The sequence below is a fragment of the Acinetobacter sp. YH16051 genome (assembly GCF_013417135.1).
In the GTDB taxonomy this organism is placed as follows: Bacteria; Pseudomonadota; Gammaproteobacteria; order Pseudomonadales; family Moraxellaceae; genus Acinetobacter; species Acinetobacter towneri.
Map to the genome: position 1 here is coordinate 1 of NZ_VPEN01000001.1, position 23,308 is coordinate 23,308.

Consider the following 23,308-nt stretch of genomic DNA (forward strand, 5'->3'; position numbering starts at 1 on the left):
CAGGGGTATGTTATGAAGAAGTCAATGAAGCCTATACCACCCAAACTTGTTCGTGCTGTGGCTCACGCTCCAGTAGTCCGGAAGGTAGAGCAGGACTTGGAATAAGAGAATGGCAGTGTGTGGAGTGTGGTACGCTCCATGATCGGGATGTAAATTCCGCACTGAATATTCTTGCGCTCGGGCATGAGCGTCTAGCAGTAGGAATCTCCGTCCTTTAGGTCGGGGAGGATGTCAACTAAATCCTATATTGTTTTTTGTGCTTGCACAGCCACAATTTTTAGCTAAGGTTTAAATAGCTTTGCGTAGGCATCTTCCTACTTTGGCAAGACCCAAAGTAGGCAAAAGTCTTTTGTTACCCATACACGACATCCTTGTCGTGATGGGTAACGTGGGGCATCCGTGCCCCACATTCGCGTATCGGAAGTTTGTCAAAATTTAATTGGAAAAGAACTCATTTTTAAATTTTTGGGTGATATTTCAGCAGAAATAGAATGAGGTTGCTGTAAAAGTAAACATTTGCACTGAAAAGCGAAAAAGACTATTGACGATTTACAGCTGAAACTGTTTAATACGCGTCATTGGCGTGATAGCTCAGTCGGTAGAGCAACGGATTGAAAATCCGTGTGTCCCCAGTTCGATCCTGGGTCTCGCCACCATATTCAAAACGGTTAAACGTTTTCAATCCCTGATCCCATCAGGGATTTTTTTTGCATAAAATTTATGCGATCAAATAAAAAAGTGATGATTTTTATTGACTATTCAGCCGAGATACGGCTTAATACACGGCATTGGCGTGATAGCTCAGTCGGTAGAGCAACGGATTGAAAATCCGTGTGTCCCCAGTTCGATCCTGGGTCTCGCCACCATATTCAAAAAGCCTCAAACACTGTTTGAGGTTTTTTTTTCGCCTCTAGGTTGGTCATAGAGAATTATAATTACATGCAAAGCGCATTAAAATTCCAAGAAAAATTGCATACCCATAATAGATTTAAGAAAGTGAAAAAGACCGTTTATCCGAGTCAAGGTGAGCCAAAATTGATTTTCAGGTAGGCTATAAAACGTATACGGTTGCAGTGAAAAATTTTTTTCTTGGATGGTGTAAAACTGCATTGTCCTGAAATTACGTTGCGAGACAAGTTTATGAAATTTATAAAAATATATCCTTTGCTGCTGATATTGGGCTGTCCATGGAGCATGATGGTCCACGCGGATGACGCGGTGACCTTACCCACCCTGCACGTACTGGCCGAGCCTGAGTTACGTACAGAAACCGGGATTGTGCCGTATCAGAATGATGAAAAAAATCTCCGTGCTTTACAGCATCAAGTTATTCGTAATTCACGTGAAGCACAAAACTTTATGATCGACAGCCATGTGGTTGCCAATCTGGAAATTCAGCCCTTACAAGCACAACCCGACCTAAATTCGTTATCGCCCTTTCTACAACAGTATGTATTGAGTATTGCTCAGGGTTTACAGTCGAGTGATCCTACACAAGGCTTGTATATTATGTTGCAACCCTTTGGTATAAACCGTAGCAACAGTATGCAGCATATTGATCGTAGCAATAGCAACAGTATGCAGCCCATCGATCGTGATATGCATATACAGCTCGACATGAAAAATGTCAGCATTGGTACGATTGAACATTCTATAAATAATTTTTCTGTACCTGAGCTACCGACACCGAAAAAGTAATCATTTTTCTTTTGAAAAAATCCTTAGCTTTGCCAGCGAAGCCTATATTTGCCGCCGCGAGAAAGTGGCAAATGCCTGCGCAGTTGAAAATTGGGGCTGTTTTCAGCCTGTGAGCTAGTCATGTTCTTCAGAGATCATTACTCCGTTATATGCTCAGCCAGTCGGGAACCACCGGGTCAGTTTTAATCCTGCCCAGAGCTGGAAATTGGCTCCATACGATGTTAAATATTATCAATTGAATGATCAGCGGGTGCTCATTGCCCAGACCAGTTTTAGAATTGATCAGGTCATTGATTAAATTTATAAATATTATGAGCATCGTTAAATGAAAGATCTGTTTTCTGATGACAGCTTGCGCTATAAACAGGCCCGTCCGGCTTATTCTGCAGAAATTGTCCAGGAAATTTTAAAGCATGTACCTGAACGAACTTTTGCCTGGGATTGTGGTGCCGGTTCGGGGCAGTTTACCCAGTTATTGGTACCACATTTTCAGCAGATTTTAGCCACAGATTTAAGTCAAGCACAGTTGGATTTGGCACCGCAGTGGGCAAATGTGAGTTATCGTATCTGCTTGGCGCAAGACAGCGGATTGGCAGATGCGAGTGTGGATTTAATTACCGTTGCACAAGCGATTCACTGGTTCAATTTTGATGCCTTTTATGCCGAAGTGCATCGGGTGCTAAAACCGAGTGGAATATTTGCTGCGGTGGGCTACGGTCTGATTCAAGCTGTAGATCCTGAGGTGAATACCGCAATTCAACGCTTGTATTTTCAGACCTTAAAAGGTTGTTGGGATGCTGAACGTCGTTATATTGATGACTTATATCGCACGATTCCTTTCCCATTTCAAGAAATCGTGACACCCGAACTTTGCCTGAAATATCGTTGGTCGGCAGCACAATTGCTGAATTATTTAAACACTTGGTCGGGACTGCAGCATTATTTAAAGCAACATACTGATACGCCCTTGCTTGAATTACAACAATTGTTGCAGCAGCAACCTGCTCAGGGCTTGGAAATTCAGTTTCCAGTTTTGCTGCGTTTAGGTCGCTTGGTATAAAAAGTCAATGTATTGAGTGATTTTTGAACTTAAAATATAAGTTGGTGAAAAAAGGATGTTTCTCCACAGGTGTAATTTACCTATGTGCGAGGTGTCCAATGTTAAAATTTTCTCTCCCTATTTTATTCAGTCTTGCGCTGAGTCTCCCTGCGACTGCTTTTGCCAATCTTGATCAGCCTTTACAGGTCTTGGATGATTGTGCATTAAGTGCAGAATATGGGCAATCCAACAGCTTAAATTTGCTGCATGATCAATACCGTTTTACCGCGCAAGATGTGGTGAATCAAGTTCGAGCTGAACAAAACCTAGACTTAGCAAGCAAATTTGCAACTTTGGGTTCTCGTTTTTATATCAACCCGCAAGGTCAAACTGTGCTGCAAATTCAACGTGATGTGGTGTCTTTGGGTGTGATTGAAACCACACTCAGTGTGGATGGTTTACGCCAGTTAGGGCAGCATTTTATAGATGAATTTAAAGCTTTGGCATTTGAGTAAAATGGAGTGCGTTGTCGCAAATGACCTTGTGACAATCTAAGACATAAAAACTTAAGACATAAAAAAACGCCCTGAAAAATCAGGGCGTTTTTTATTGCACGCGAATTATGCTGGTTGCGCAGATTCTTGTTGTGCAGGAGTCAACATGTGACCGTGTTCTTCGAAGTTTGCATGCCAAGATAATGCTTCACGAAGTAGGTGAGGAGTGTGACCACCTTTTGCACATGCACGCTCAAAGTAATCATTCAATGCATTGCGGTACATTGGGTGTACACAGTTGTCGATAATCGCACGAGCGCGTTCACGTGGTGCAAGACCGCGTAAATCTGCTAAACCTTGCTCAGTGACTAAGATGTCAACGTCGTGTTCGTTGTGGTCTACATGCGCAGCCATTGGAACGATAGATGAAATGTCACCGCCTTTCGCAATCGATTTAGTCACGAAAATCGCCAAGTGTGCGTTACGCGCGAAGTCACCTGAACCACCAATACCGTTCATCATTTTGGTACCGCATACGTGGGTTGAGTTCACGTTACCGTAAATATCAAACTCAAGTGCAGTGTTAATACCAATGATGCCTAAACGACGTACTAACTCAGGGAAGTTAGAAATTTCTTGTGGACGTAAAATGAATTTGTCTTTGTAGTGTGCAAGATTACCAAATACGCGATCGCCACATTTTTCAGACAAAGTCATTGAACAGCCAGAAGCGAACTTCATTTTGCCTGCATCAATCAATTCAAACGTACAGTCTTGGAGTACTTCTGAGTACATCACCAAGTCTTCAAAGTTAGAGTGTTTGAAGCCTGTTAATACTGCATTTGCAATTGAACCGATACCTGCTTGTAAAGGTGCCAAGTTTTTCGGTAAACGACCTTGTGCTACTTCGTTTTCAAAGAATGCGATCAAGTGATCTGCAATGGCTTGAGTTTCGTCATCTGGATCGGTCACGTTAGATGGAGAGTCAAGCAAGGTATCGTTAAATACAATACCCACAACTTTTGCAGGGTCTAACTGAATACCTTTGGTTCCAATACGTTGTTCAACGTGAGTTAATGGCACTGGACCACGTGTTGGACGTGCTTCAGGAATATAAATGTCGTGTAGGCCTTCAAATTCTGTGCTTACAGTGGTGTTGATTTCGATAATGACTTTATCTGCATATTCAACAAAGCTTGCAGAGTTACCTACAGAAGTTGTTGGAATAATTAAGCTGTCTTCAGTAATTGCAACTGCTTCAACAATCGCGATGTCTGGGCGTTTTAGCGTGTTGTTACGCATTTGCTCAACAGTTTCAGACAAGTGTTGGTCAATGAACATAACTTGACCTTGGTTAATTGCTTTACGCAAGGTGTTGTCTACTTGGAACGGCATACGACGAGCCAAAACACCTGCTTCAGTCAATTGCTTGTCTAAATCATTACCAAGACTTGCGCCAGTAATTAAGTCAATTTTTAAAGGGTTGGTTTTAGCGCGTGCCACCAATGCAAGTGGAACAGCTTTTGCTTCACCCGCACGAGTAAAGCCACTCATACCTACGGTCATACCATCTTGAACGAATTCAGCAGCTTGTTCTGCGCTGATTACTTTGTCGTGGAGGGAGGCTAAACGGATGCGATCTAAAGACATGGCGAACTCTCGTAAAATACTAGACTGATACCGATTGTACCGATCAAAAAAGGTATTTTGCATAGGTGTTAGGCTAAGGTCTAATTTTTTGCCTAAATGGTGGTATAAAAATATAAAATAATACATAAATAATTGAATTTAATCGTTTATTTATATATCAAAAGGTAAATATTATAATTTGTTTGATATATTTTTATACAATTTTGATATGCACCATCTGAATTTTTTACTTTGATCGTCCATCCGATTTGCTGTTGGTCTGAAATTGGTATATAGCAAGCCAGATAGAGATCAAAAGCGTCAGCCGTTTAGAAGTGTTCACTCAAACTTTGTTTGATTTTTTCCAGCGTGCCAACATTATTTTTTTCTTCAACGATTTCAGGTTGTAACGGCAGGGTAATGATGGCTTCAAGACCACCGTGTTCACGGTTTTGAATGGTGAGCTCGCCCTGATGAATATCGACAATACGTTTTACAATTGCCAAACCTAAGCCACTGCCTTGTACAGTACGTGCTTCATTGCCGCGTACAAAAGGCTGCATTAAATCGGCAATTTGGTCTTCTGGAATGCCTGTACCGTTGTCTGCCACGCTAATCCGAATGTGTTCATCCAGCACTTCTGCAGACAACTCAATTGGCTCTGCACCATAGCGTTTCGAGTTATTAATCAGGTTGCCAATCAGACGTTTCAGCGACAAACTGCGCGCCTGAATTAAAGGTAATTCTTGTGCGTTAAAGCGAATATCCAACGGTTTAAATTGAATAATCAATTCCTGCAGCAAAACATTTAAATCGGTTTCTTGTAATTCTTCATCGGAACCATCACGCATATAAGAAATGAATTGATTTAAAATCGCATCCATATCTTCTACATCGTAAATTAAGCCTTCTTTTAAAAAATCATCATCGGGCATCATTTCGGCACTTAAACGAATCCGTGTCAGTGGCGTGCGCAGGTCGTGTGAAATACCTGCCAACATGATACGACGGTCACGTTCAGTCTGTTCCAAGGTATAAATCATGTGATTAAAGGCTTGGTTGACCTCACGAATTTCCTGCGGACCGTGATTGGTTTCTAAATAAGGTGCTTTGCCTGTTTTACTGTAGCTATTGGCGGCATTTTGCAGACGACGCAAAGGACGATTCAGCTGACGTACTAGAGTTAAAATAATTGCTGCAGCTAACAGTGGAATACCCAAAAGCCAGCCAAACACCAGTTCAGGGCTGTAGTTGGCATAGGTTTTAAGGGGTTCACGTACCCAGTTGCCATTCATTTCTGGGGTTTGAATCCAAATACGCGGGCTTGGTTTGAACTGGAAATAGACCGTGACATCCTGCATTTTTAATTCAGTTGCCAGTTTCTTTTCTATTTGTTGGGTAAAAAACTCTGCAATGACTTTTTCCCGTACATTAGGAAACTCACGTGGATCGGTTACATATTCAATGCCGACCCGATTTTTAAGCCACGCATCGACATCGACTTCGGCTTCATTGTGAAAAATGCGCAAATCTGGATTGTTTAAAATTTCCAGTTCAACCGCTAAATAGCGGGCGTGTTGTTGAATTTCAGGTAAATACAAGGTGCGCCAAAAGAACCACAACGACATAAACAGGCTAAACAACACCACAAAAACCACCAGTACCGTGGTGCGCATGGCTGCAGAGCGTGGTTTGATTTTGTCCAGAAAACGCTCCCAGCGGGTACGTTTCTTTTCAGAATACGCCACATAGTCGGTAAATTCTTGTGGGTCGATGGGTTCGAGTTTCACATCTTGTCCTGTGGCAGAGGTTGTAAAGCGAATTTAGTGAGTGAAATTTTATGATGAATATACTTGTTATTGGAATGTCTGTTCTTTAAATCTAGCACAATGATCGGTGTGCATAAATGTTGATCATTGCATGAAGATGTGAGGCTGAAGCCTCACATCATTTTCAACTTATTCCGCACCATCTGGAACAAATACATAACCGACACCCCAAACCGTTTGAATATAACGTGCACGGGCAGGGTTTTCTTCAATTAAACGACGTAAACGTGAAACCTGAACATCAATCGAACGCTCCATCGCACCCCATTCACGACCACGCGCCAAATTCATTAACTTGTCACGGGTTAAAGGCTCACGAGGATGTTGTACCAACGCTTTGAGTACTGCAAATTCACCTGTAGTTAGGGTCACGACCTGACCTTCACGTGTCAAAGTACGGGTCGATAAATCTAGTGACCATGGGCCAAAACCAACCACTTCCATTTGCTGACTTGGTGCACCTGGTACCTCGCGCACTTGACGACGCAATACAGCACGAATACGCGCTAACAGCTCATTTGGATTAAACGGTTTTGGTAAATAATCATCTGCACCTGCTTCAAGTCCTGCAATACGGTCAGAGTCACTGCCGCGAGCCGTCAGCATAATAATTGGCGTGTCGATGTTAGATTGACGTAAACGACGGCAAATACTTAAACCATCTTCAACAGGCAGCATAAAATCAAGCACGATTAAAGAGAACAGTTCACGCTGTAACAAACGATCCATTTGTGTCGCATCGTGGGCAGTTTTGACCACAAAGCCCTTATCTTCCAAGAAACGCTGTAACAGGGTACGTAAACGCACATCATCATCGACAACGAGAATGCGTTCAACGCGGTCAGTTTCGCTGTGTACGGCATCTGTTTTTTCAGCAGGTACAACTAAACTCATGATGTGCTCCTTTATTCTTTATTGTCATCGTAAACAAAAAGTTGAGTTGGCTTTGAGTATACGATTCATTGGTATCTATTGCCTATGCTCTAAAGCAACAAATATTGCAGATAAAATCAAGACATAGATACCAAATATATACAGCATTCCCATGCGAAAAACTGACATATTTGTCCGTTTGAGTCTAACATAAGCCTGAATTTTATTTAGATTTATAAAATTTAGCCGAATTGGCAAAAATCGCCAAAAAACCACCATTTATAAAATTCATAAAACAATTGTGGATTTTATAGTCTTGGTCTTTATAATCATGGCTTTTAGTACTTATCCTTGTAGGATCACACACGATGACTGACTTAGTTCAGCAGTTAGCAAAAGAACTTGCCGTACGACCAAATCAAGTAGAAGCTGCCATCAAACTTATTGATGAAGGTGCTAGCGTTCCATTTATTGCACGTTACCGTAAAGAAGTGACGCAAGGTTTAGATGACACGCAGCTACGTCAGCTCGATACACGTTTATCGTATTTACGTGATTTATATGAGCGTCGCGAAAAAGTAATAGAATCACTCAAAGAACAAGATAAATTATCTGATGATTTATTGGCACGGGTTAACGCTGCTGAAACCAAAAATGCTTTAGAAGAAATTTACGCGCCTTACCGTCCAAAACGCACCAGTAAATCGTTTAAAGCTAAAGAAGCAGGTTTAGGCCCAATTGCAGCGCAAATTTTTGCAGAACAGGTTGAGCCAAGTGAAGCTTTAGCAGGCTTTAGTCATGCAGACTATCCTGATGCAGACAGTCAGCTAGATGCGGTACAACACATTCTGATTGATGAATGGGCACAAAATATTGCCTTAACCACAGAATTAAAAGAAATTTTTGCCAAAACAGCGGTATTAAAAAGCTTGGTTGCTTCTGAAGAGAAAAAAGAAGTGGGCAAAAAATTCCGTGATTACTTCGATTTTTCAGAAAACCTCAACAAAGTGCCTTCACATCGCCTATTGGCGATGTTGCGTGGTCGCCAAGAAAACGTCTTGGGTTTAAAAGTTGATGGTGAAGACAGTGCACCTTTGGCACGTATTGAAACTGAATACAATTTAGATCAAATTCAGCCGCAAGCACGTCAGGACTTTTTAAAGCAAACGGCAAAATTGTTCTGGTTGGGCAAAGTGCGTCCACAAATCGAACATTCATTATTGACTGAAAAGCGTTTGGCTGCCGAAGCTGAAGCGATGGATGTCTTTGCAGAAAACTTGCGTCATTTATTGCTCTCTGCACCTGCAGGTGCGCGTTGTACGCTGGGCGTAGACCCTGGCATCCGTACAGGTGTCAAACTGGCTGTGGTGAACCAATCTGGCGATGTGGTTGCACATAGCACGGTTTATCCATTTGCACCTAAAGAAGACAAAGCAGGCGCGATTGAAGAACTTGCACGTTTATGCCGTGAGCACAATGTTGATTTAATCGCGATTGGTAACGGGACTGCAAGCCGTGAAACTGAAGCGGTTGTGGCAGAAATGATGGCGGCGCACAGTGACTTGAAATTAACACGTGTGTCTGTATCTGAAGCGGGTGCATCTGTGTATTCAGCTTCTGAATTGGCATCGCAAGAGTTGCCAGAACTAGATGTGTCGATTCGTGGTGCAGTGTCGATTGCACGTCGTTTGCAAGACCCATTGGCAGAATTGGTAAAAATTGATCCAAAATCAATCGGTGTGGGTCAGTATCAACATGACGTGAATCAGGCAGGTTTAGCAAAAACCTTAGAAGCTGTGGTAGAAGACTGTGTGAACTCGGTCGGTGTTGATGTCAACACGGCATCTTCAGCAATTTTGGGTTATATCGCAGGTTTGAATAAAGCCATTGCACAGCAAATTGTTGAATACCGTAAAGAACATGGCCGTTTTGACAATCGCCAAGCTTTGAAAAACGTACCGCGTTTAGGCGAACGTACTTTTGAACAAGCAGCAGGTTTCTTACGTATTCAGGCAGGTTCTGAGCCTTTGGATGCTTCTGCAGTGCACCCTGAATCTTATGGTTTAGTAGAAAAAATTGTGGCTGCCAAAGCGACCACGGTTAAAGATATTATTGGTAATACTGAAATTATCCGTTCGGTGAATGCTGAAGAATTTGTGGATGAGCAAGTCGGCTTACCAACGATTCAGGATGTTTTGTCTGAATTGGAAAAACCAGGTCGTGACCCACGTCCTGAATTCCGTACGGCTAAATTCCGTGAAGATATTACTGAAGTGGCGCAGTTGACTGAAGGCATGCAGCTTGAAGGTGTTGTAACCAACGTGACCAACTTTGGTGCTTTCGTGGATGTGGGCGTACATCAGGATGGTTTGGTGCATATTTCTGAGTTGGCCAATGAATTTGTGGCTGATCCGCATAAAGTGGTGAAACCAGGTCAAATTGTTCAAGTGCGTGTGTTGCAGGTTGATGTAGAGCGTAACCGTGTGAATTTATCGATGCGTCCTGAAGGTTCGGCTGCACCTGCAAAAGCAGCGCGTGCACCACGTCGTGATCAAGAACAGCGTACAGAGCGTAAGCCACAAGCGAAACGTCCACAGCAGTCACGTCCTCAGACTGAGCGTCCACAAGCGAAAAAACTACAAGCCGCTAAACCACAAGAAAATAAAATTGGTGGTTTAGGTGCATTGTTGTTACAAGCAGGGATTAAAGGTTCGAAGTAATTTTGAATTGCTCTAACAAAAAGCTCCCGAAATTCGGGAGCTTTTTGTTTTGCAGGAACATTTTTATATACAGATTTTTTGATGGATTTTAAATCAACGGTACAATCCAACTCACCAAAATCAGCATAATTCCCAAATGTCCAAGTTTACGAGTCACTGCGACTAGTTTTGACGGTGGTGCTTCAAGTTGGCCAGCATATTCCTGAAGATTTAAACCTTGTGAGGCTTTGCTGCTAAATAAAAATACGCCCAAATCAATACAAATTAAAATCGTGCCGACATCGGCAACAACCTCTAAAAGTTCATATTCTTGCTGATAAAGCGCCGTTGCAACCTGATAACTCAGAAACAAGGCAAAGGCAAAACAGCCATACTGTAAAATGAGGGCCAGTGCTCGCATAATCCATTCAAAATACTTAAAACAGCTGTGTTATAGCATAAAAATGCGGTGCAATTGAATGTTTTGTTATGGTTGAGATTGTGGATCTTAAATAAGCAATTAACGGATTAAGCCTTGCAGAACAAAACTTGTGGCAATACTGCCTGCTGCCAATTTAGACATGAAATAACTGTAATTAGAAGAGGCAGAAACTTCGGACATCGCACCAGATGAATGCGACATGGACACGGCAAGTTGGCTGCGATAGCCCAATTCGACTAACAAGACCACCAGGCCTGTCAGTGTCATCACTTGAAATGTGTCTACATGATTGCGCGTAAGCTCAGTATATAAGTGATAAAAACTTAAGCCCGCAGCAGAAAAACAAAATAGCTTAAACAGATACAGAGTTTTCATGTGTTGTACCTTTCATTATTGTAATGTCATTTTGAATGCTATTTCTTAAACCAATATTAAAATCACATGAAAAGTTGCGGCTGCACAATTTAAAAATTGTTGAAGTGATGTTGTATTGTTGTGCGCTGTTCAACCTAAGCTGTAAAAACAAATAGGCGACCCGTAGGTCGCCTAAAGCAAAACTTGAATTGTGTATAAATTACCAGTGTTCACCTGGGAACAAGCGCGCATACGCTTTTTGTACCCAGTTCAGTTTTTGCTGCTCGCCCACAGACGCGGTAGAGCTTGGGAATAAGTTATAACCAATCGACATGAGTTTGTTGTTAATGTCTGGTGCAATCGCATAAGTGATTGAAGCCAAACGACCCAAATGTGTCGCAATTTTCTTCGGACGTTTCACAATCGCATAAGCAATTAAATCTGCCGCTTGCTCAGGTGAAAGGGTGGGCACGTACTTATAAATTTTGGTTGGTGCGATCATTGGGGTACGAACCAATGGCATATACACCGAAGTAATCGCAATTTTGTGTGTATGCGCTTCTGCAGATAGACAGCGACTAAACGCATCCAATGCGGCTTTAGATGCCACATAAGCCGAGAAACGCGTTGCGTTGGCTAATACACCAATCGAGCTGATGTTGATGATGTGACCATCTTTACGGTGCATCATCTGCGGCAAAATATTGAGTACCAAACGCACAGCACCAAAATAGTTGAGCTGCATGGTACGTTCAAAGTCGTGGAAACGATCAACCGACTCATGTACTGCACGACGGATTGAGCGGCCTGCGTTGTTAATTAAAATATCAATATGATCGACAGAGGCAAGAATTTGTTGCGATACAGCATCAATAGAGTCCATATCGTTTAGATCACAAGGGAAAACTGAAGCCTTGCCACCACGTGCTTCAATTTCAGCTTTGACTTGTTCGAGCGTTTCCTGAGTACGTGCCACCAAAAGCACATGCGCACCTGCATCGGCTAGCTTATGTGCCACGGTTAAACCAATACCACTCGATGCACCTGTAATAAGGGCAACTTTACCATTTACACGCTGTTGAAAAAGTTTCTCTAATTTTGGCTTCACGCTAATATTCCTGATTTAGATTCCTGAGTTGTCATTTTTATTGAGATTGACGATTCAAATTTCAGACTGAATTTGAACTGTTTTACTTGGCTTTATGATAGCCGATTGCATAAAAAAAGCTATGGAATAAGTGGTTGAATTTAAAAATGAATTTAGAGTAATTGCTCTATTTTTGTGAGCTGTATATCTTTATTTTTACCATGAAATAAAGCTAATGCAAAGACATACAAAGAAAAATTAAAATAAAAAAGCATCCTGTTGAAATTAATCTGCAGGATGCCAGTACAAAGCTTGAACTGATGAGTTTTTATACGGCTGCTAAAGCTTGCTCTAAATCGGCAATTAAGTCATCGGCATGTTCAATCCCGATGGACAAGCGCACCATATCTTCACTTACACCTGCAGCCTTGAGTTCATCTGCACTCAACTGACGGTGAGTGGTGGTCGCAGGGTGGCAAGCCAGACTCTTAGCATCGCCAATATTGACCAAGCGGGTGAATAATTGCAGCGCATCAATAAAGCGAGTTCCGCCCTCTCGACCATCTTGCACGCCAAAAGACAGAATTGCAGAAGGTTTGCCTTTCACATATTTTTGTGCCAACGCATGTTGTGGGTGATCTTTTAAACCGGCGTAATTGACCCATTTCACTTTTGGATGTGCCTGTAAATATTCCGCTACTTTTTGCGCGTTTTCAGTATGGCGTTCCATACGCAGGCTTAAGGTTTCTAAACCTTGTAAAATTAGGAATACGTTATGCGGGCTAATCGCTGCACCTGTATTGCGTAGTGGTACTACACGTGCACGTGCAATAAATGCTGCAGCGCCTAAGGCTTCTACATAGTTCACACCATGGTAACTTGGGTCAGGTGTATTTAAGGCTTTAAAACGCTCAGGATATTTGCCCCAAGGGAATTTACCGCTATCGACAATAATGCCGCCAATAGACGTACCGTGACCACCAATATATTTGGTCAGTGAGTGAATGATGATGTCTGCGCCAAAATCAAATGATTTTTGCAAGACAGGCGTGGCTACAGTGTTATCCACCACCACTGGAATGCCGTATTCGTGCGCAATTTTCGCAATCGCTTCAAGGTCAATAATATTGCCCAATGGGTTACCAATGGATTCTACAAAGACCAGTTTGGTTTTGTCATCAATCAGGTCGCGTAAGCTTTCAGGCTGTTGATAATCGAAGAAACGTACTTCAATGCCTTGTTTAGGCAAGGTGTGGGCAAATAAGTTGTAAGTACCGCCGTATAAAGTTGATACTGAAGCAATGTTATCGCCTGCTTCGGTAATGGTCTGAATTGCGTAGGTAATTGCAGCCATACCCGATGCTAAAGCCAATGCGCCAATCCCGCCTTCAAGTGCTGCAACACGTTGCTCCAATACTGCAGTGGTTGGGTTCATAATACGGGTGTAAATATTGCCTTGTACTTTTAAATCAAATAAATCGGCACCATGTTGCGTATTATCAAAGGCATAAGAAGTGGTTTGGTAAATAGGCACAGCCACGGCTTTGGTGGTTGGTTCTGGGCTATAGCCTGCATGAATGGCCAAAGTTTCGTCTTTATAGGTCATGTTTACTTCATCTTCGTGAGTTAAATTGGTTTGAGTCTAGCACTTTTAAATATGAAAGAAAGTGTAAAAATGCTGCAATATTTAGCTGTAAATTTGATATAGCAGGCAAAAAGTCCTGTGCTTATCCGCTGATCGCTAGAGTTGTAACAAAGCATGCAAGATGTTTGTGGTGTCTTATTTTTTCTCCGTATTCAGGTATAATACCCGATTATTTTTTCGCTCATTAGAGCAGGGGCTGCTCATCTGAGCCCCAGATTTGGTTTTCTATTGAGGAGTCCTACGTGGCCCAATATATTTATACGATGAACCGAGTGTCGAAAATGGTTCCGCCTAAGCGCGAAATCTTGAAAGACATCTCCTTATCATTTTTCCCAGGTGCGAAAATTGGTGTGCTTGGTTTAAACGGTGCAGGTAAATCGACTTTGCTCCGTATTATGGCGGGCGTAGATAAAGATTTCTCTGGTGAAGCTCGTGCACAGCCAGGCATCAAAATTGGTTATCTTGAGCAAGAACCACCACTAGACCCGAGCAAAGATGTACGCGGCAACGTGGAAGATGGTGTGCGTGAAGCTTTAGATGCTTTAGAGCGTTTAGACCAAGTTTTTGCAGAATATGCAGATCCAGATGCAGATTTCGACAAACTTGCAAAAGAGCAAGAGAAGTTAGAAGCGATTATCCAAACTTGGGATGCACACAACCTGAACAATCAGCTTGAACAAGCAGCGGCAGCATTAAATTTGCCAGCTTGGGATGCTGATGTTAACAAATTATCGGGTGGTGAGCGTCGTCGTGTGGCTTTATGCCGTTTGTTATTGTCTAAACCAGACATGCTGCTTCTAGACGAGCCGACGAACCACTTGGATGCAGAATCTGTATCTTGGTTAGAGCGTTTCTTAAAAGACTTCCCGGGTACGATTGTGGCAATTACCCACGACCGTTACTTCTTGGATAACGTTGCAGAATGGATTTTAGAACTTGACCGTGGACATGGTATTCCATATCAAGGTAACTACTCTTCATGGTTAGAGCAGAAAAATAACCGTTTAGAGCAAGAACAGAAGCAAGAAGAATCTTTTGCTAAAGCCTTGAAAAAAGAATTGGAATGGGTACGTTCCAATGCGAAAGGCCAGCAAAAGAAAAACAAAGCGCGTATGGAGCGTTTTGAAGAGCTTAACTCGCGTGAATTCCAACAGCGTAACGAAACTTCTGAAATTTATATTCCACCTGGCCCACGTTTAGGGAACAAAGTGGTGGAAGTGGAAAACATCAGCAAGTCATTTGGTGATCGCTTACTTTACGAAAACCTTTCCTTTACTGTGCCGCCTGCAGCGATTGTGGGGATTGTCGGTCCAAACGGTGCGGGTAAAACGACTTTATTCCGTATGATGACTGGCGAGCAGCAACCTGATACGGGCAGCGTGACTTTAGGTGACTCGGTAAAAGTGGCTTATGTCGGTCAGATTCGTGACACTCTAGATGATGACAAAACTGTTTGGGAAGAAGTTTCTGGCGGTTTAGACATTTTGAAAGTGGGCGATTATGAAATTGCATCGCGTGCTTATATTGGTCGCTTTAACTTTAAAGGTCAGGATCAGCAAAAACGCGTTGGTGAATTGTCGGGTGGTGAGCGTAACCGTTTACAACTGGCAAAAATTCTACAGCAGGGCGCAAACGTGATCTTGCTGGATGAGCCATCAAACGACTTGGATATTGAAACTTTACGTGCACTGGAAGATGCAATTTTAGTCTTCCCAGGTACAGTGATGGTGGTATCGCACGACCGTTGGTTCCTAGACCGTATTGCAACGCACATCTTGTCATTCGAAGATGAGCAACCAGAATTCTTTACAGGTAACTATACTGAGTTTGAAGAATATCGCCGTAAGAAATATGGTGATGATCTGGCAACCAAACGTAGCAAATACCGTAAAATTGGCGCTTAAGTCTAAAAACTTGAGTTCTCATTAAAAAAACCAGCCGAGAAGGCTGGTTTTTTTATATTTGCTCGATGATGTGGTCTTGTGATCAACCTAGCAACATTTTTCTTAATCTAGATGTAGACCAGTGAGGTTTAAACTTCCCACTCATGTGCACATTCACGGCACTTCCATTTTTTTTGTGACTGCATAAAGGCTTGCATAGAAATTTTGAAATCAGGCAAATCACGATAAAACAAGAAACCTGCAATTACACACAGCACAAATACCGCCACAGTAATGCTTTGTAAGGTTGTGCCTGCACCATCACCAAAAATCCACATGGCGATACTGATCAAGACAAGAAGTAATAAGACAAATACCGCTGGAATAAGCATCACCAAGCTTTTTGGCACCACAGGACGCGGTGTTGTTTGACCTGCCTGCGCAACAGGCATGATTTTTGGGCTTTGACATTTAGGGCATCGGTATTGCATTACAACTCCAAAATTCTAATCTGATCGTTATTCTAACCAAATGTACGGCAAATCAAAAACAGTCTGTCAGAAAACAGGGCAATAAAAAAGCCCAAGTCATTGCTTGAGCTTCTTTATAAGATGAAGATAAGTGAATTTATATTCATCTTGAATATGGCGTCCCTACGGGGATTCGAACCCCGGTTACCGCCGTGAAAGGGCGATGTCCTAGGCCTCTAGACGATAGGGACTTGATGAGGCAACACAGGTAAAGCCTTATTTAAACTTGGTGGAGTCAAGCGGGATCGAACCGCTGACCTCTACAATGCCATTGTAGCGCTCTACCAACTGAGCTATGACCCCAGTCTGTGTGAGCGCAATATTAGGGCTATTGCGCGCACACGTCAACAAAAAAATGAATTAAGCTGGATCAATTGCATCATTTTTCGGCAATTTGATGCTTTCATTCAGTTTTTCCCAGACTTTTACTTCTTTTTTGCTTGGTCCGCCAACCACTTCTAAGGCATGACGCAAACGCGCAAAGGTCAGGTCAGGACCAATGGTGACCATGGTTTGCATCACAGGTGTAGATGCGGTTGAACCTGCAATTGCAATAAAGAACGCAGGCATGAAATCACGCAATTTGATTTCCATTTGGTTGGCTAAATCCATTAGGGTTTGGCTCACCGTGTCGTTGTTCCAAGTAAATAGACTTTCTAAACGCCAAATTGCAAATTGTAGGCTTTGACGCACTTGTTCTTCAGACAGTTTTTTACTTTCAAACTGTTCCTTGCTCAAGCTTGGGAAATGGTTGAAGTAATGTGCAGACCAATTGACCGCTTCTGAGAGTAAATTAATACGCGGTTGAATCGCGGCAGCAATCTCTTCCAATTTGGCACGATCTGCTTTCCAAGCCAATAAGGTATCTAACAGCTCAGCAGGTGAAAGCGCTTTAATCCATTGACCATTCAGCCAATTGAGTTTTTCCACATCAAAGATAGGGCCGCCTAGTGAAACACGTTGAATATCAAAGTGTTCAATCATTTCGGCTAAGGTGAATTTTTCACTTTCATCTGGCATTGACCAACCCATGCGACCTAAATAGTTCAGCAAAGCTTCAGGTAATACGCCAATGTCTTTGTAGTAGTTGATTGAAGTTGGGTTTTTACGTTTAGATAATTTTGATTTGTCTGGGTTACGCAACAATGGCATGTGGCATAACACAGGCATATCCCAACCAAAATATTGATAAAGCAATTGGTGTTTCGGTGCCGATGGAATCCATTCTTCACCACGAATCACGTGAGTGATTTGCATCAAATGGTCATCGACCACGTTGGCCAAATGGTAAGTTGGCAAGCCATCTGTTTTCAGCAAAATTTGCATATCGACTTGCGCCCATGGAATTTCCACTTCACCGCGCAGCATGTCATTAAATTTACATACGCCTTCGGTTGGCACTTTCATACGAATAACATGCGCTTCGCCTGCCGCTAAACGACGCTGCACTTCATCTGCAGACAAGTTTAAACCACGACCATCGTAGCGCGGGCTTTCACCACGTGCTTGTTGTTCTGCACGCATTTGATCTAGTTCTTCGCTAGTAGCGAAGCAATAGAAAGCATGCCCTTGTTCAACCAATTGCAAGGCGTATTGCTTATAAATATCCATACGTTCAGATTGGCGATACGGTGCATGTGGGCCGCCGATATCTGGACCTTCTGCCCAATTTAAGCCTAACCAACGCAATGAATCCAAAATCATTTTTTCAGATTCAGGGGTTGAGCGCAGTTGGTCAGTATCTTCAATACGAAGAATAAATTCACCACCGTGTTGTTTGGCAAAACATAAGTTAAACAAGGCGATATACGCTGTTCCCACGTGCGGGAAACCAGTAGGAGAAGGCGCGATACGAGTACGAACAGTCATAAGCAAAAATTAATTCAAAATGTAAATTGCAACCATTATAACGAAAAAGCCCAAGTACTTAATGTTAAATTCAACATTCTGTACTTGGGCGTTTCAACTGCATTTGAAAAGGGGATTAAAGGCAGTGAGTTTGATGCAGACTTATGAGTTACCTTGCGGGAATAAGGCTTGTACGAAACGGCTAAAACGCTGATTTTGCAAGGCAAAGAAATTTTGAGTTGGGGCAAGATTAATTGAAGTCAGCACTTTTAAATCATTATTCGATTCAAACTTTTGCTTGTCTGCCTGTTTTTGCTGGGTAATGGCTTTTTCAATTAAAGAGCCTTTTGCCTCAGTTAAATTGGTTTTGCTTTCAGCAGATTGGATCACTGCACTGTGACCGACTGTACTTAAGCTGAGTAATACTGCGAACATGAGTTTAGATTTCATTTTGATTCCCCCTTTCCTTTATGAGTGAACTCACAATTTATAAATTGTTTTAATCACTTTAATATTTAATCACAAAAATCATAACAAAAGTAGATTTGCGTCACACTCTTAATAAGATCTTTATCATCATTTACTCACTATATACCGATTTTTCAGATGATCTTTGATTTAGAACATGTTGTAACAAACAACTGTGGAGATATCGTGAAGATTGTTACAAAAGTCACAATAAAATAGTTTTGAAGCGGGTTTGATTGCTGTGATGTCGCTTATTTTACCGTTGAGTCTAAAAACGGATCAAAGTTTTATTCACTTTTCATATATCTAATCCATAAAAAGGTATAAATTTGGAATAAACGCCGCATCTTGAATTAAATTGATTAAAAACAATTAATTAAAGCTAAATTATTTGAATTTAATCATTTTTTGCATGTTTTTTACAAATTGCGCAGCGCCTGAGCATTGCATATATTGAGCGACAGATTAAAGGTGATGTGTGCTGTAATGAAAACTCAATTGAAAGCTTTATTGGCTGCTGCGCTATTGGCAACAGGTTTTGCTGCAACGACTGCTCAGGCTGCAGATCGTCAGTTTTTAAATGTATCGTATGATGCGACCCGCGAATTTTATGATGAATTTAACAAGTCGTTTGGTCAGTACTGGAAAAAACGTACAGGTTTAGACGTCAACTTTAAACAATCACATGGTGGTTCAGGCAAGCAAGCGCGTTCTGTGGTCGATGGTTTAAAGGGCGATGTCGTAACTTTGGCATTGGCGAATGACATTGAAGAAATTGTAAAGTCAGGTCAAATCCAAGCAGGTTGGCAAAAAGAATTTCCTCATAACTCTGCGCCTTATACCTCGACCATCGTCTTTATGGTGCGTAAAGGCAATCCGAAAAACATTAAAGACTGGAATGACTTAACCAAACCAGGCGTACAAATTATTACCCCTAACCCGAAAACAGGTGGTTTGCCACGTTGGGTGTATTTATCGGCTTGGGGTTATGCAGAAAAGCAGCCGGGCGGCTCTAAGGCCAAAGCGCAAGAATTTGTGGGCAAGATGTACCACAATGTAAAAGTGATGGATTCGGCAGCACGTGCGTCGATGACTACATTTGCTGAACGTGGCATTGGTGATGTGTTGTTGACTTGGGAAAATGAAGCCCTTGTAACTTTAAAAACCTTAGGCAAAGACAAGTTTGATATTGTTTATCCATCTATTTCTATTTTGACTGAACCTTCGGTGGCAATCGTAGACCGCACAGTAGAAAAAAATGGCAATAAATGGTTAGCGACAGGCTATATCAACTATTTATATTCACCTTTAGGTCAGGAAATGGCGGCTAAGCATTTCTACCGTCCACGTAATGAAAAAGTCCTTGCAAAATATGCAGCACAATTCCCGAAATTAAAAACTTTCACCATTGATGAAGTGTTCGGTGGTTGGGAAAATGCACAAAAAACCCATTTTGTGAATGGTGCAATTTTCGACCAAATTTATAATACTAAGCGTTAAACAGATATCCATTTTCGGCTAATCTTTTATTGGATTGGCACACAAAAAAATCTCTACGGAGATTTTTTTGTGCTTTAAAAAAGTCAAAAACGGTTTTCCCTATGGAAAGTAATATTTATCTACAAAAAGACGTTTGGAGCTTTGCCAAAACAAGGTAATAATGTGCAGTTACATTTTAGCTGTATTGATTGAACCTTATGTCGCATATTTCTGTATTACTTCATGAAACTGTTGATGCCGTGTTGGCAGATCGCAATACAGGAATTTATGTCGATGCCACCTTTGGACGAGGTGGACACACGCGTTTGTTGTTATCCAAATTGGATGCGCAGGCACGAGTCTATGCCTTTGATAAAGATCCACAAGCTTTGGCCGTGGCAGCAGAATTGGCGCAGCAAGATTCGCGCTTTCAGATTATTCATGCCAGTTTTGCCGATATGCAGCAAGCGTTGAATGATTTGGGCGTCACTCAGGTCGATGGTGTGATGGCCGATTTAGGCGTGTCGTCACCACAGCTAGATCAGGCAGAACGCGGTTTTAGCTTTATGAAAGATGGCCCGCTTGATATGCGTATGGACAACTCACAAGGCCCGACTGCGGCAGAATGGCTGGTGGATATTGAAGAAGAAGCCTTAGCCAATGTGATTTTTCAATATGGTGAAGAGCGTTATAGCCGCCGTATTGCCAAAGCCATTAAACAGGCGGGTTATATTGAAACTACCGCACAATTGGCTGAAATTGTAAAAGTTGCCCATCCGAAGTGGGAAAAAAACAAACACGCTGCAACGCGTACTTTTCAGGCAATTCGTATTGCGATTAATAAAGAATTAGAAGATATTGAAAACTTCTTACCGCAGGCGGTTGAGGTATTAAAACCCGAAGGTCGTTTGGCTGTAATTAGCTTCCACTCTTTGGAAGATCGTTTAATTAAACAGTTTATTCAAAAAGAATCGAGCCTGCCTGAAGATTCAGGTTGGGGCTTGCCACAACAGCAACAAGATACACGTCGATTGAAAAAAATCTCACGTGTGCGTGCCAGTGATGAAGAAGTCAAAGCCAATCCACGCTCACGCAGCGCATGGCTACGTGTTGCAGAACGATTAGCTTGAAAAGGCCAATAATGAAAACTGAAACCGTTAAAAAAAATCAATCTCAAGTGCGACTGAAAAAAATGGTCGCCTATTTTATTTTATTGGCGCTGGTATTTATCAGCGCGATTATGGTGGTGTTTCAAGTGTTTGAATATCGCCATGATTATCGTGAGCTGAGTTCTTATATGCGCGAGCGAGATGACTTAAATGCCGAATGGGGGCGTTTGTTAATTGAACAGCAGACCTTTGGTGCAACTGCACAAATTGGCACCCGTGCGGTGACGCAACTGCGTATGTATTCACCGCCCGCACCGCAAACTGTGGTGATTTCTTTGCCTACAACCTCAGAACAACAATAAGGCGAGTTGCACATGGTCGATACGCGTAAAAAGCAAACCCGAAAGAAACAGCAATCGGTAACTGGAAAAAATGCCATTCATGTAGAAATGTGGCGTTTTTACTTAATGTGGGCTGTGGTACTGCTGGTGTTCGTGGCACTGGTGGGACGTGCTTTTTATGTGCAAATTGTGAACCATGACTTTTTACAAAACAAAGCCAATGCCAATATTTTAAGAACAGAAAAGCTCAAAGCTATGCGCGGGGTGATTTATGATCGCCACGGTGTGCCTTTGGCAATTAGTACCCCTGTAATGAAAGTGGTGATTGATCCACGTGATTATTTTGACAATAAAAAGCTGTTTGATGAAATTACCGCAGAGCTGGAAAAAAATCCGACCAGTCGTAAATTGCAGCGTCAATTGCCAGATAAAAACTTGAATTTAGATGAACTTGCCGATGCAGTTGGGATGGATCGCCAAGAACTGAAAAATAAAATGAACGAGCGTCCGCGTTCACGTTATTTGGTTTTACAAAAAGAAGTGCCGCCGCAACAGGCAGAGCTGATTCTAAAACGTAATTTCCAAGGGGTATATACCGAGAAAAACTATAAGCGTTATTACCCGCAGCCACAGCCGAATGCACAAATTATTGGTTTGACCAATAGTGAAGGCACAGGCATTGAAGGCTTGGAAATGCAGCTAAATACCCGCTTGGCAGGCGTGGATGGCGAACAGCAAATCGTGCGCGATAAAAAGGGTAACCGTGTCAAAGACCCAGAAGTGGTGAGAGAGGTTGAACCGGGCGAAAATATTACCCTGAGTATCGACTCACGTTTGCAATACATTATGTATCGTGAATTGACTGCAGCAGGGGTGGCAAATAATGCCCGTTCAGCCACAGCAATTGCGGTAGATGTGAAAACGGGTGAAATTTTGGCGATGACCAGTTGGCCGTCGTATAACCCGAATGACAAAAAAAGTTTGTCCAATAAAGATGCCATGCGTAACCGTGGTGCGGTGGATTCCTTTGAACCGGGTTCGACCATGAAGCCTATGACGGTGGCAATGGCACTGGAAAGTGGCAAATATTCACCGAATACCGTGGTCAATTTAAGTGGTGGTTCAATGCGGGTGGGTAATCACACCATTCGTGATACCCACAATTATGGCTCACTGACTTTGGCGGGAATTATCCAAAAATCGTCAAACGTGGGTGTGGCGAAAATTGCTTTATCTTTACCGTATGCAACCTTACCGACTTTTTATAAGCGTTTAGGGTTTGGTGCGCGTTCTGCAGTGAAATTTCCGGGTGAAAGTGCAGGTTTAATTTTGCCGCCAAGCAAGTGGAATGTGTCGGAAGTGGCGACCATGTCTTATGGTTATGGTTTGAACGCCACTGTGCTGCAATTGGCAGATGCCTATGCCATGCTTGCCAATAAAGGCGTAAAAATGCCGCTGAGTTTATACAAATTAGAAGAACAGCCTAAAGGCGAACAAATTGTTGATGCTAAAATTGCCGATCAAGTTCTACTGATGATGGAAGCCGTAACGTTACCCGGTGGTACGGCACGTCAAGCCAATATTCCAGGCTATCGGGTTGCAGGTAAAACGGGAACAGCGCATAAACTTCGCGCAGACCGCAAAGGCTATTCACAGACTGAATATCGTGCCTTGTTTGCTGGGGTTGCACCGGTCAGTGATCCGCGTTTAGCCATGGTGGTCGTGGTGGAAAATCCAACAGGACAGTATTATGGTGGTTTGGTGGCAGCGCCTGTATTTGCTCGTGTGATGCAAGAATCTTTACGTTTAATGAACGTACCTTTAGATAAACCTTTAGAAACTCCCAACATCCAATAACAGG

Annotated in this window: 20 protein-coding genes and 4 tRNA genes; 12 read left to right on the forward strand and 12 right to left on the reverse strand. The window is 42.3% G+C overall.

The window, feature by feature from the left end; translation table 11 throughout:
• The 6 genes from FTV41_RS00005 to FTV41_RS00030 form a co-directional block, all read left to right on the forward strand.
• Window positions 1-218: zinc ribbon domain-containing protein (locus tag FTV41_RS00005; RefSeq protein WP_179995879.1), on the forward strand; the 218-nt coding region annotated here is incomplete at its 5' end.
• Window positions 219-580: 362 nt separating this feature from the next.
• A tRNA-Phe gene (locus FTV41_RS00010) sits at window positions 581-656 on the forward strand.
• A gap of 134 nt (window positions 657-790) precedes the next feature.
• Window positions 791-866: transfer RNA gene (locus FTV41_RS00015), tRNA-Phe, on the forward strand.
• Between the two features lie 331 nt (window positions 867-1,197).
• Window positions 1,198-1,698: a hypothetical protein gene (locus FTV41_RS00020; protein WP_257221878.1), complete on the forward strand. Its 501-nt coding sequence runs from the start codon at window positions 1,198-1,200 to the stop codon at window positions 1,696-1,698.
• Window positions 1,699-2,023: 325 nt separating this feature from the next.
• Window positions 2,024-2,758 (forward strand): class I SAM-dependent methyltransferase, encoded by a 735-nt coding sequence (locus tag FTV41_RS00025; protein ID WP_154320240.1) that lies wholly within the window; start codon window positions 2,024-2,026, stop codon window positions 2,756-2,758.
• Between the two features lie 98 nt (window positions 2,759-2,856).
• Window positions 2,857-3,252: a hypothetical protein gene (locus tag FTV41_RS00030; RefSeq protein ID WP_004974410.1), complete on the forward strand. Its 396-nt coding sequence runs from the start codon at window positions 2,857-2,859 to the stop codon at window positions 3,250-3,252.
• A gap of 105 nt (window positions 3,253-3,357) precedes the next feature.
• Here FTV41_RS00030 and FTV41_RS00035 read toward each other — a convergent pair whose 3' ends face one another.
• From FTV41_RS00035 to ompR, 3 genes are all read right to left on the reverse strand, one after another.
• Window positions 3,358-4,881, reverse strand: coding sequence for an acetyl-CoA hydrolase/transferase family protein (locus FTV41_RS00035; RefSeq protein ID WP_004974412.1), 1,524 nt, complete (start codon window positions 4,879-4,881; stop codon window positions 3,358-3,360).
• A gap of 308 nt (window positions 4,882-5,189) precedes the next feature.
• Window positions 5,190-6,650: an ATP-binding protein gene (locus FTV41_RS00040; RefSeq protein WP_004974413.1), complete on the reverse strand. Its 1,461-nt coding sequence runs from the start codon at window positions 6,648-6,650 to the stop codon at window positions 5,190-5,192.
• Between the two features lie 168 nt (window positions 6,651-6,818).
• Window positions 6,819-7,583: a two-component system response regulator OmpR gene (gene ompR, locus FTV41_RS00045; protein ID WP_104852661.1), complete on the reverse strand. Its 765-nt coding sequence runs from the start codon at window positions 7,581-7,583 to the stop codon at window positions 6,819-6,821.
• Between the two features lie 347 nt (window positions 7,584-7,930).
• Here ompR and FTV41_RS00050 point away from each other — a divergent pair, with 347 nt between their 5' ends.
• Entirely contained in the window at window positions 7,931-10,282 is a 2,352-nt protein-coding gene (locus FTV41_RS00050) for a Tex family protein (RefSeq protein WP_179995881.1), read from the forward strand.
• 88 nt (window positions 10,283-10,370) lie between these two features.
• On the opposite strand, the gene FTV41_RS00055 is transcribed toward FTV41_RS00050, so the two are convergent.
• The 4 genes from FTV41_RS00055 to FTV41_RS00070 form a co-directional block, all read right to left on the reverse strand.
• A complete protein-coding gene (locus tag FTV41_RS00055) occupies window positions 10,371-10,682 on the reverse strand; it encodes a hypothetical protein (protein WP_179995882.1) in 312 nt (103 codons plus the stop codon).
• Between the two features lie 99 nt (window positions 10,683-10,781).
• Window positions 10,782-11,078, reverse strand: coding sequence for a hypothetical protein (locus tag FTV41_RS00060; RefSeq protein ID WP_004974421.1), 297 nt, complete (start codon window positions 11,076-11,078; stop codon window positions 10,782-10,784).
• 199 nt (window positions 11,079-11,277) lie between these two features.
• On the reverse strand, window positions 11,278-12,165 hold the full coding sequence (locus FTV41_RS00065; RefSeq protein WP_004974423.1) for an SDR family NAD(P)-dependent oxidoreductase: 888 nt from the start codon (window positions 12,163-12,165) through the stop codon (window positions 11,278-11,280).
• A 307-nt stretch (window positions 12,166-12,472) separates the two neighbouring features.
• Window positions 12,473-13,750: an O-acetylhomoserine aminocarboxypropyltransferase/cysteine synthase family protein gene (locus FTV41_RS00070; RefSeq protein ID WP_004974425.1), complete on the reverse strand. Its 1,278-nt coding sequence runs from the start codon at window positions 13,748-13,750 to the stop codon at window positions 12,473-12,475.
• Between the two features lie 281 nt (window positions 13,751-14,031).
• Here FTV41_RS00070 and ettA point away from each other — a divergent pair, with 281 nt between their 5' ends.
• On the forward strand, window positions 14,032-15,693 hold the full coding sequence (gene ettA, locus FTV41_RS00075) for an energy-dependent translational throttle protein EttA (protein ID WP_004974427.1): 1,662 nt from the start codon (window positions 14,032-14,034) through the stop codon (window positions 15,691-15,693).
• A gap of 128 nt (window positions 15,694-15,821) precedes the next feature.
• On the opposite strand, the gene FTV41_RS00080 is transcribed toward ettA, so the two are convergent.
• The 5 genes from FTV41_RS00080 to FTV41_RS00100 all read right to left on the reverse strand — a co-directional run bounded on the left by FTV41_RS00080 (window position 15,822) and on the right by FTV41_RS00100 (window position 18,500).
• Window positions 15,822-16,163, reverse strand: a complete 342-nt coding sequence (locus FTV41_RS00080; RefSeq protein ID WP_004974430.1) for a hypothetical protein — start codon at window positions 16,161-16,163, stop codon at window positions 15,822-15,824.
• 154 nt (window positions 16,164-16,317) lie between these two features.
• Window positions 16,318-16,393: transfer RNA gene (locus tag FTV41_RS00085), tRNA-Glu, on the reverse strand.
• A gap of 36 nt (window positions 16,394-16,429) precedes the next feature.
• A tRNA-Ala gene (locus FTV41_RS00090) sits at window positions 16,430-16,505 on the reverse strand.
• Between the two features lie 57 nt (window positions 16,506-16,562).
• Complete coding sequence (gene gltX, locus FTV41_RS00095) at window positions 16,563-18,071, reverse strand: glutamate--tRNA ligase (protein WP_096901292.1); 1,509 nt, start codon at window positions 18,069-18,071, stop codon at window positions 16,563-16,565.
• Between the two features lie 141 nt (window positions 18,072-18,212).
• Entirely contained in the window at window positions 18,213-18,500 is a 288-nt protein-coding gene (locus FTV41_RS00100; protein ID WP_179995883.1) for a hypothetical protein, read from the reverse strand.
• Window positions 18,501-19,004: 504 nt separating this feature from the next.
• On the opposite strand from FTV41_RS00100, the gene FTV41_RS00105 reads away from it, so the two are divergent.
• From FTV41_RS00105 to ftsI, 4 genes are all read left to right on the forward strand, one after another.
• Window positions 19,005-20,018 (forward strand): sulfate ABC transporter substrate-binding protein, encoded by a 1,014-nt coding sequence (locus FTV41_RS00105; protein WP_096901291.1) that lies wholly within the window; start codon window positions 19,005-19,007, stop codon window positions 20,016-20,018.
• A gap of 197 nt (window positions 20,019-20,215) precedes the next feature.
• Window positions 20,216-21,127: a 16S rRNA (cytosine(1402)-N(4))-methyltransferase RsmH gene (rsmH, locus tag FTV41_RS00110; RefSeq protein ID WP_004974437.1), complete on the forward strand. Its 912-nt coding sequence runs from the start codon at window positions 20,216-20,218 to the stop codon at window positions 21,125-21,127.
• Window positions 21,128-21,138: 11 nt separating this feature from the next.
• On the forward strand, window positions 21,139-21,468 hold the full coding sequence (ftsL, locus tag FTV41_RS00115) for a cell division protein FtsL (RefSeq protein ID WP_136144459.1): 330 nt from the start codon (window positions 21,139-21,141) through the stop codon (window positions 21,466-21,468).
• Window positions 21,469-21,480: 12 nt separating this feature from the next.
• Complete coding sequence (gene ftsI / locus FTV41_RS00120) at window positions 21,481-23,304, forward strand: penicillin-binding protein PBP3 (RefSeq protein WP_004974442.1); 1,824 nt, start codon at window positions 21,481-21,483, stop codon at window positions 23,302-23,304.
• Window positions 23,305-23,308: the final 4 nt, after the last annotated feature.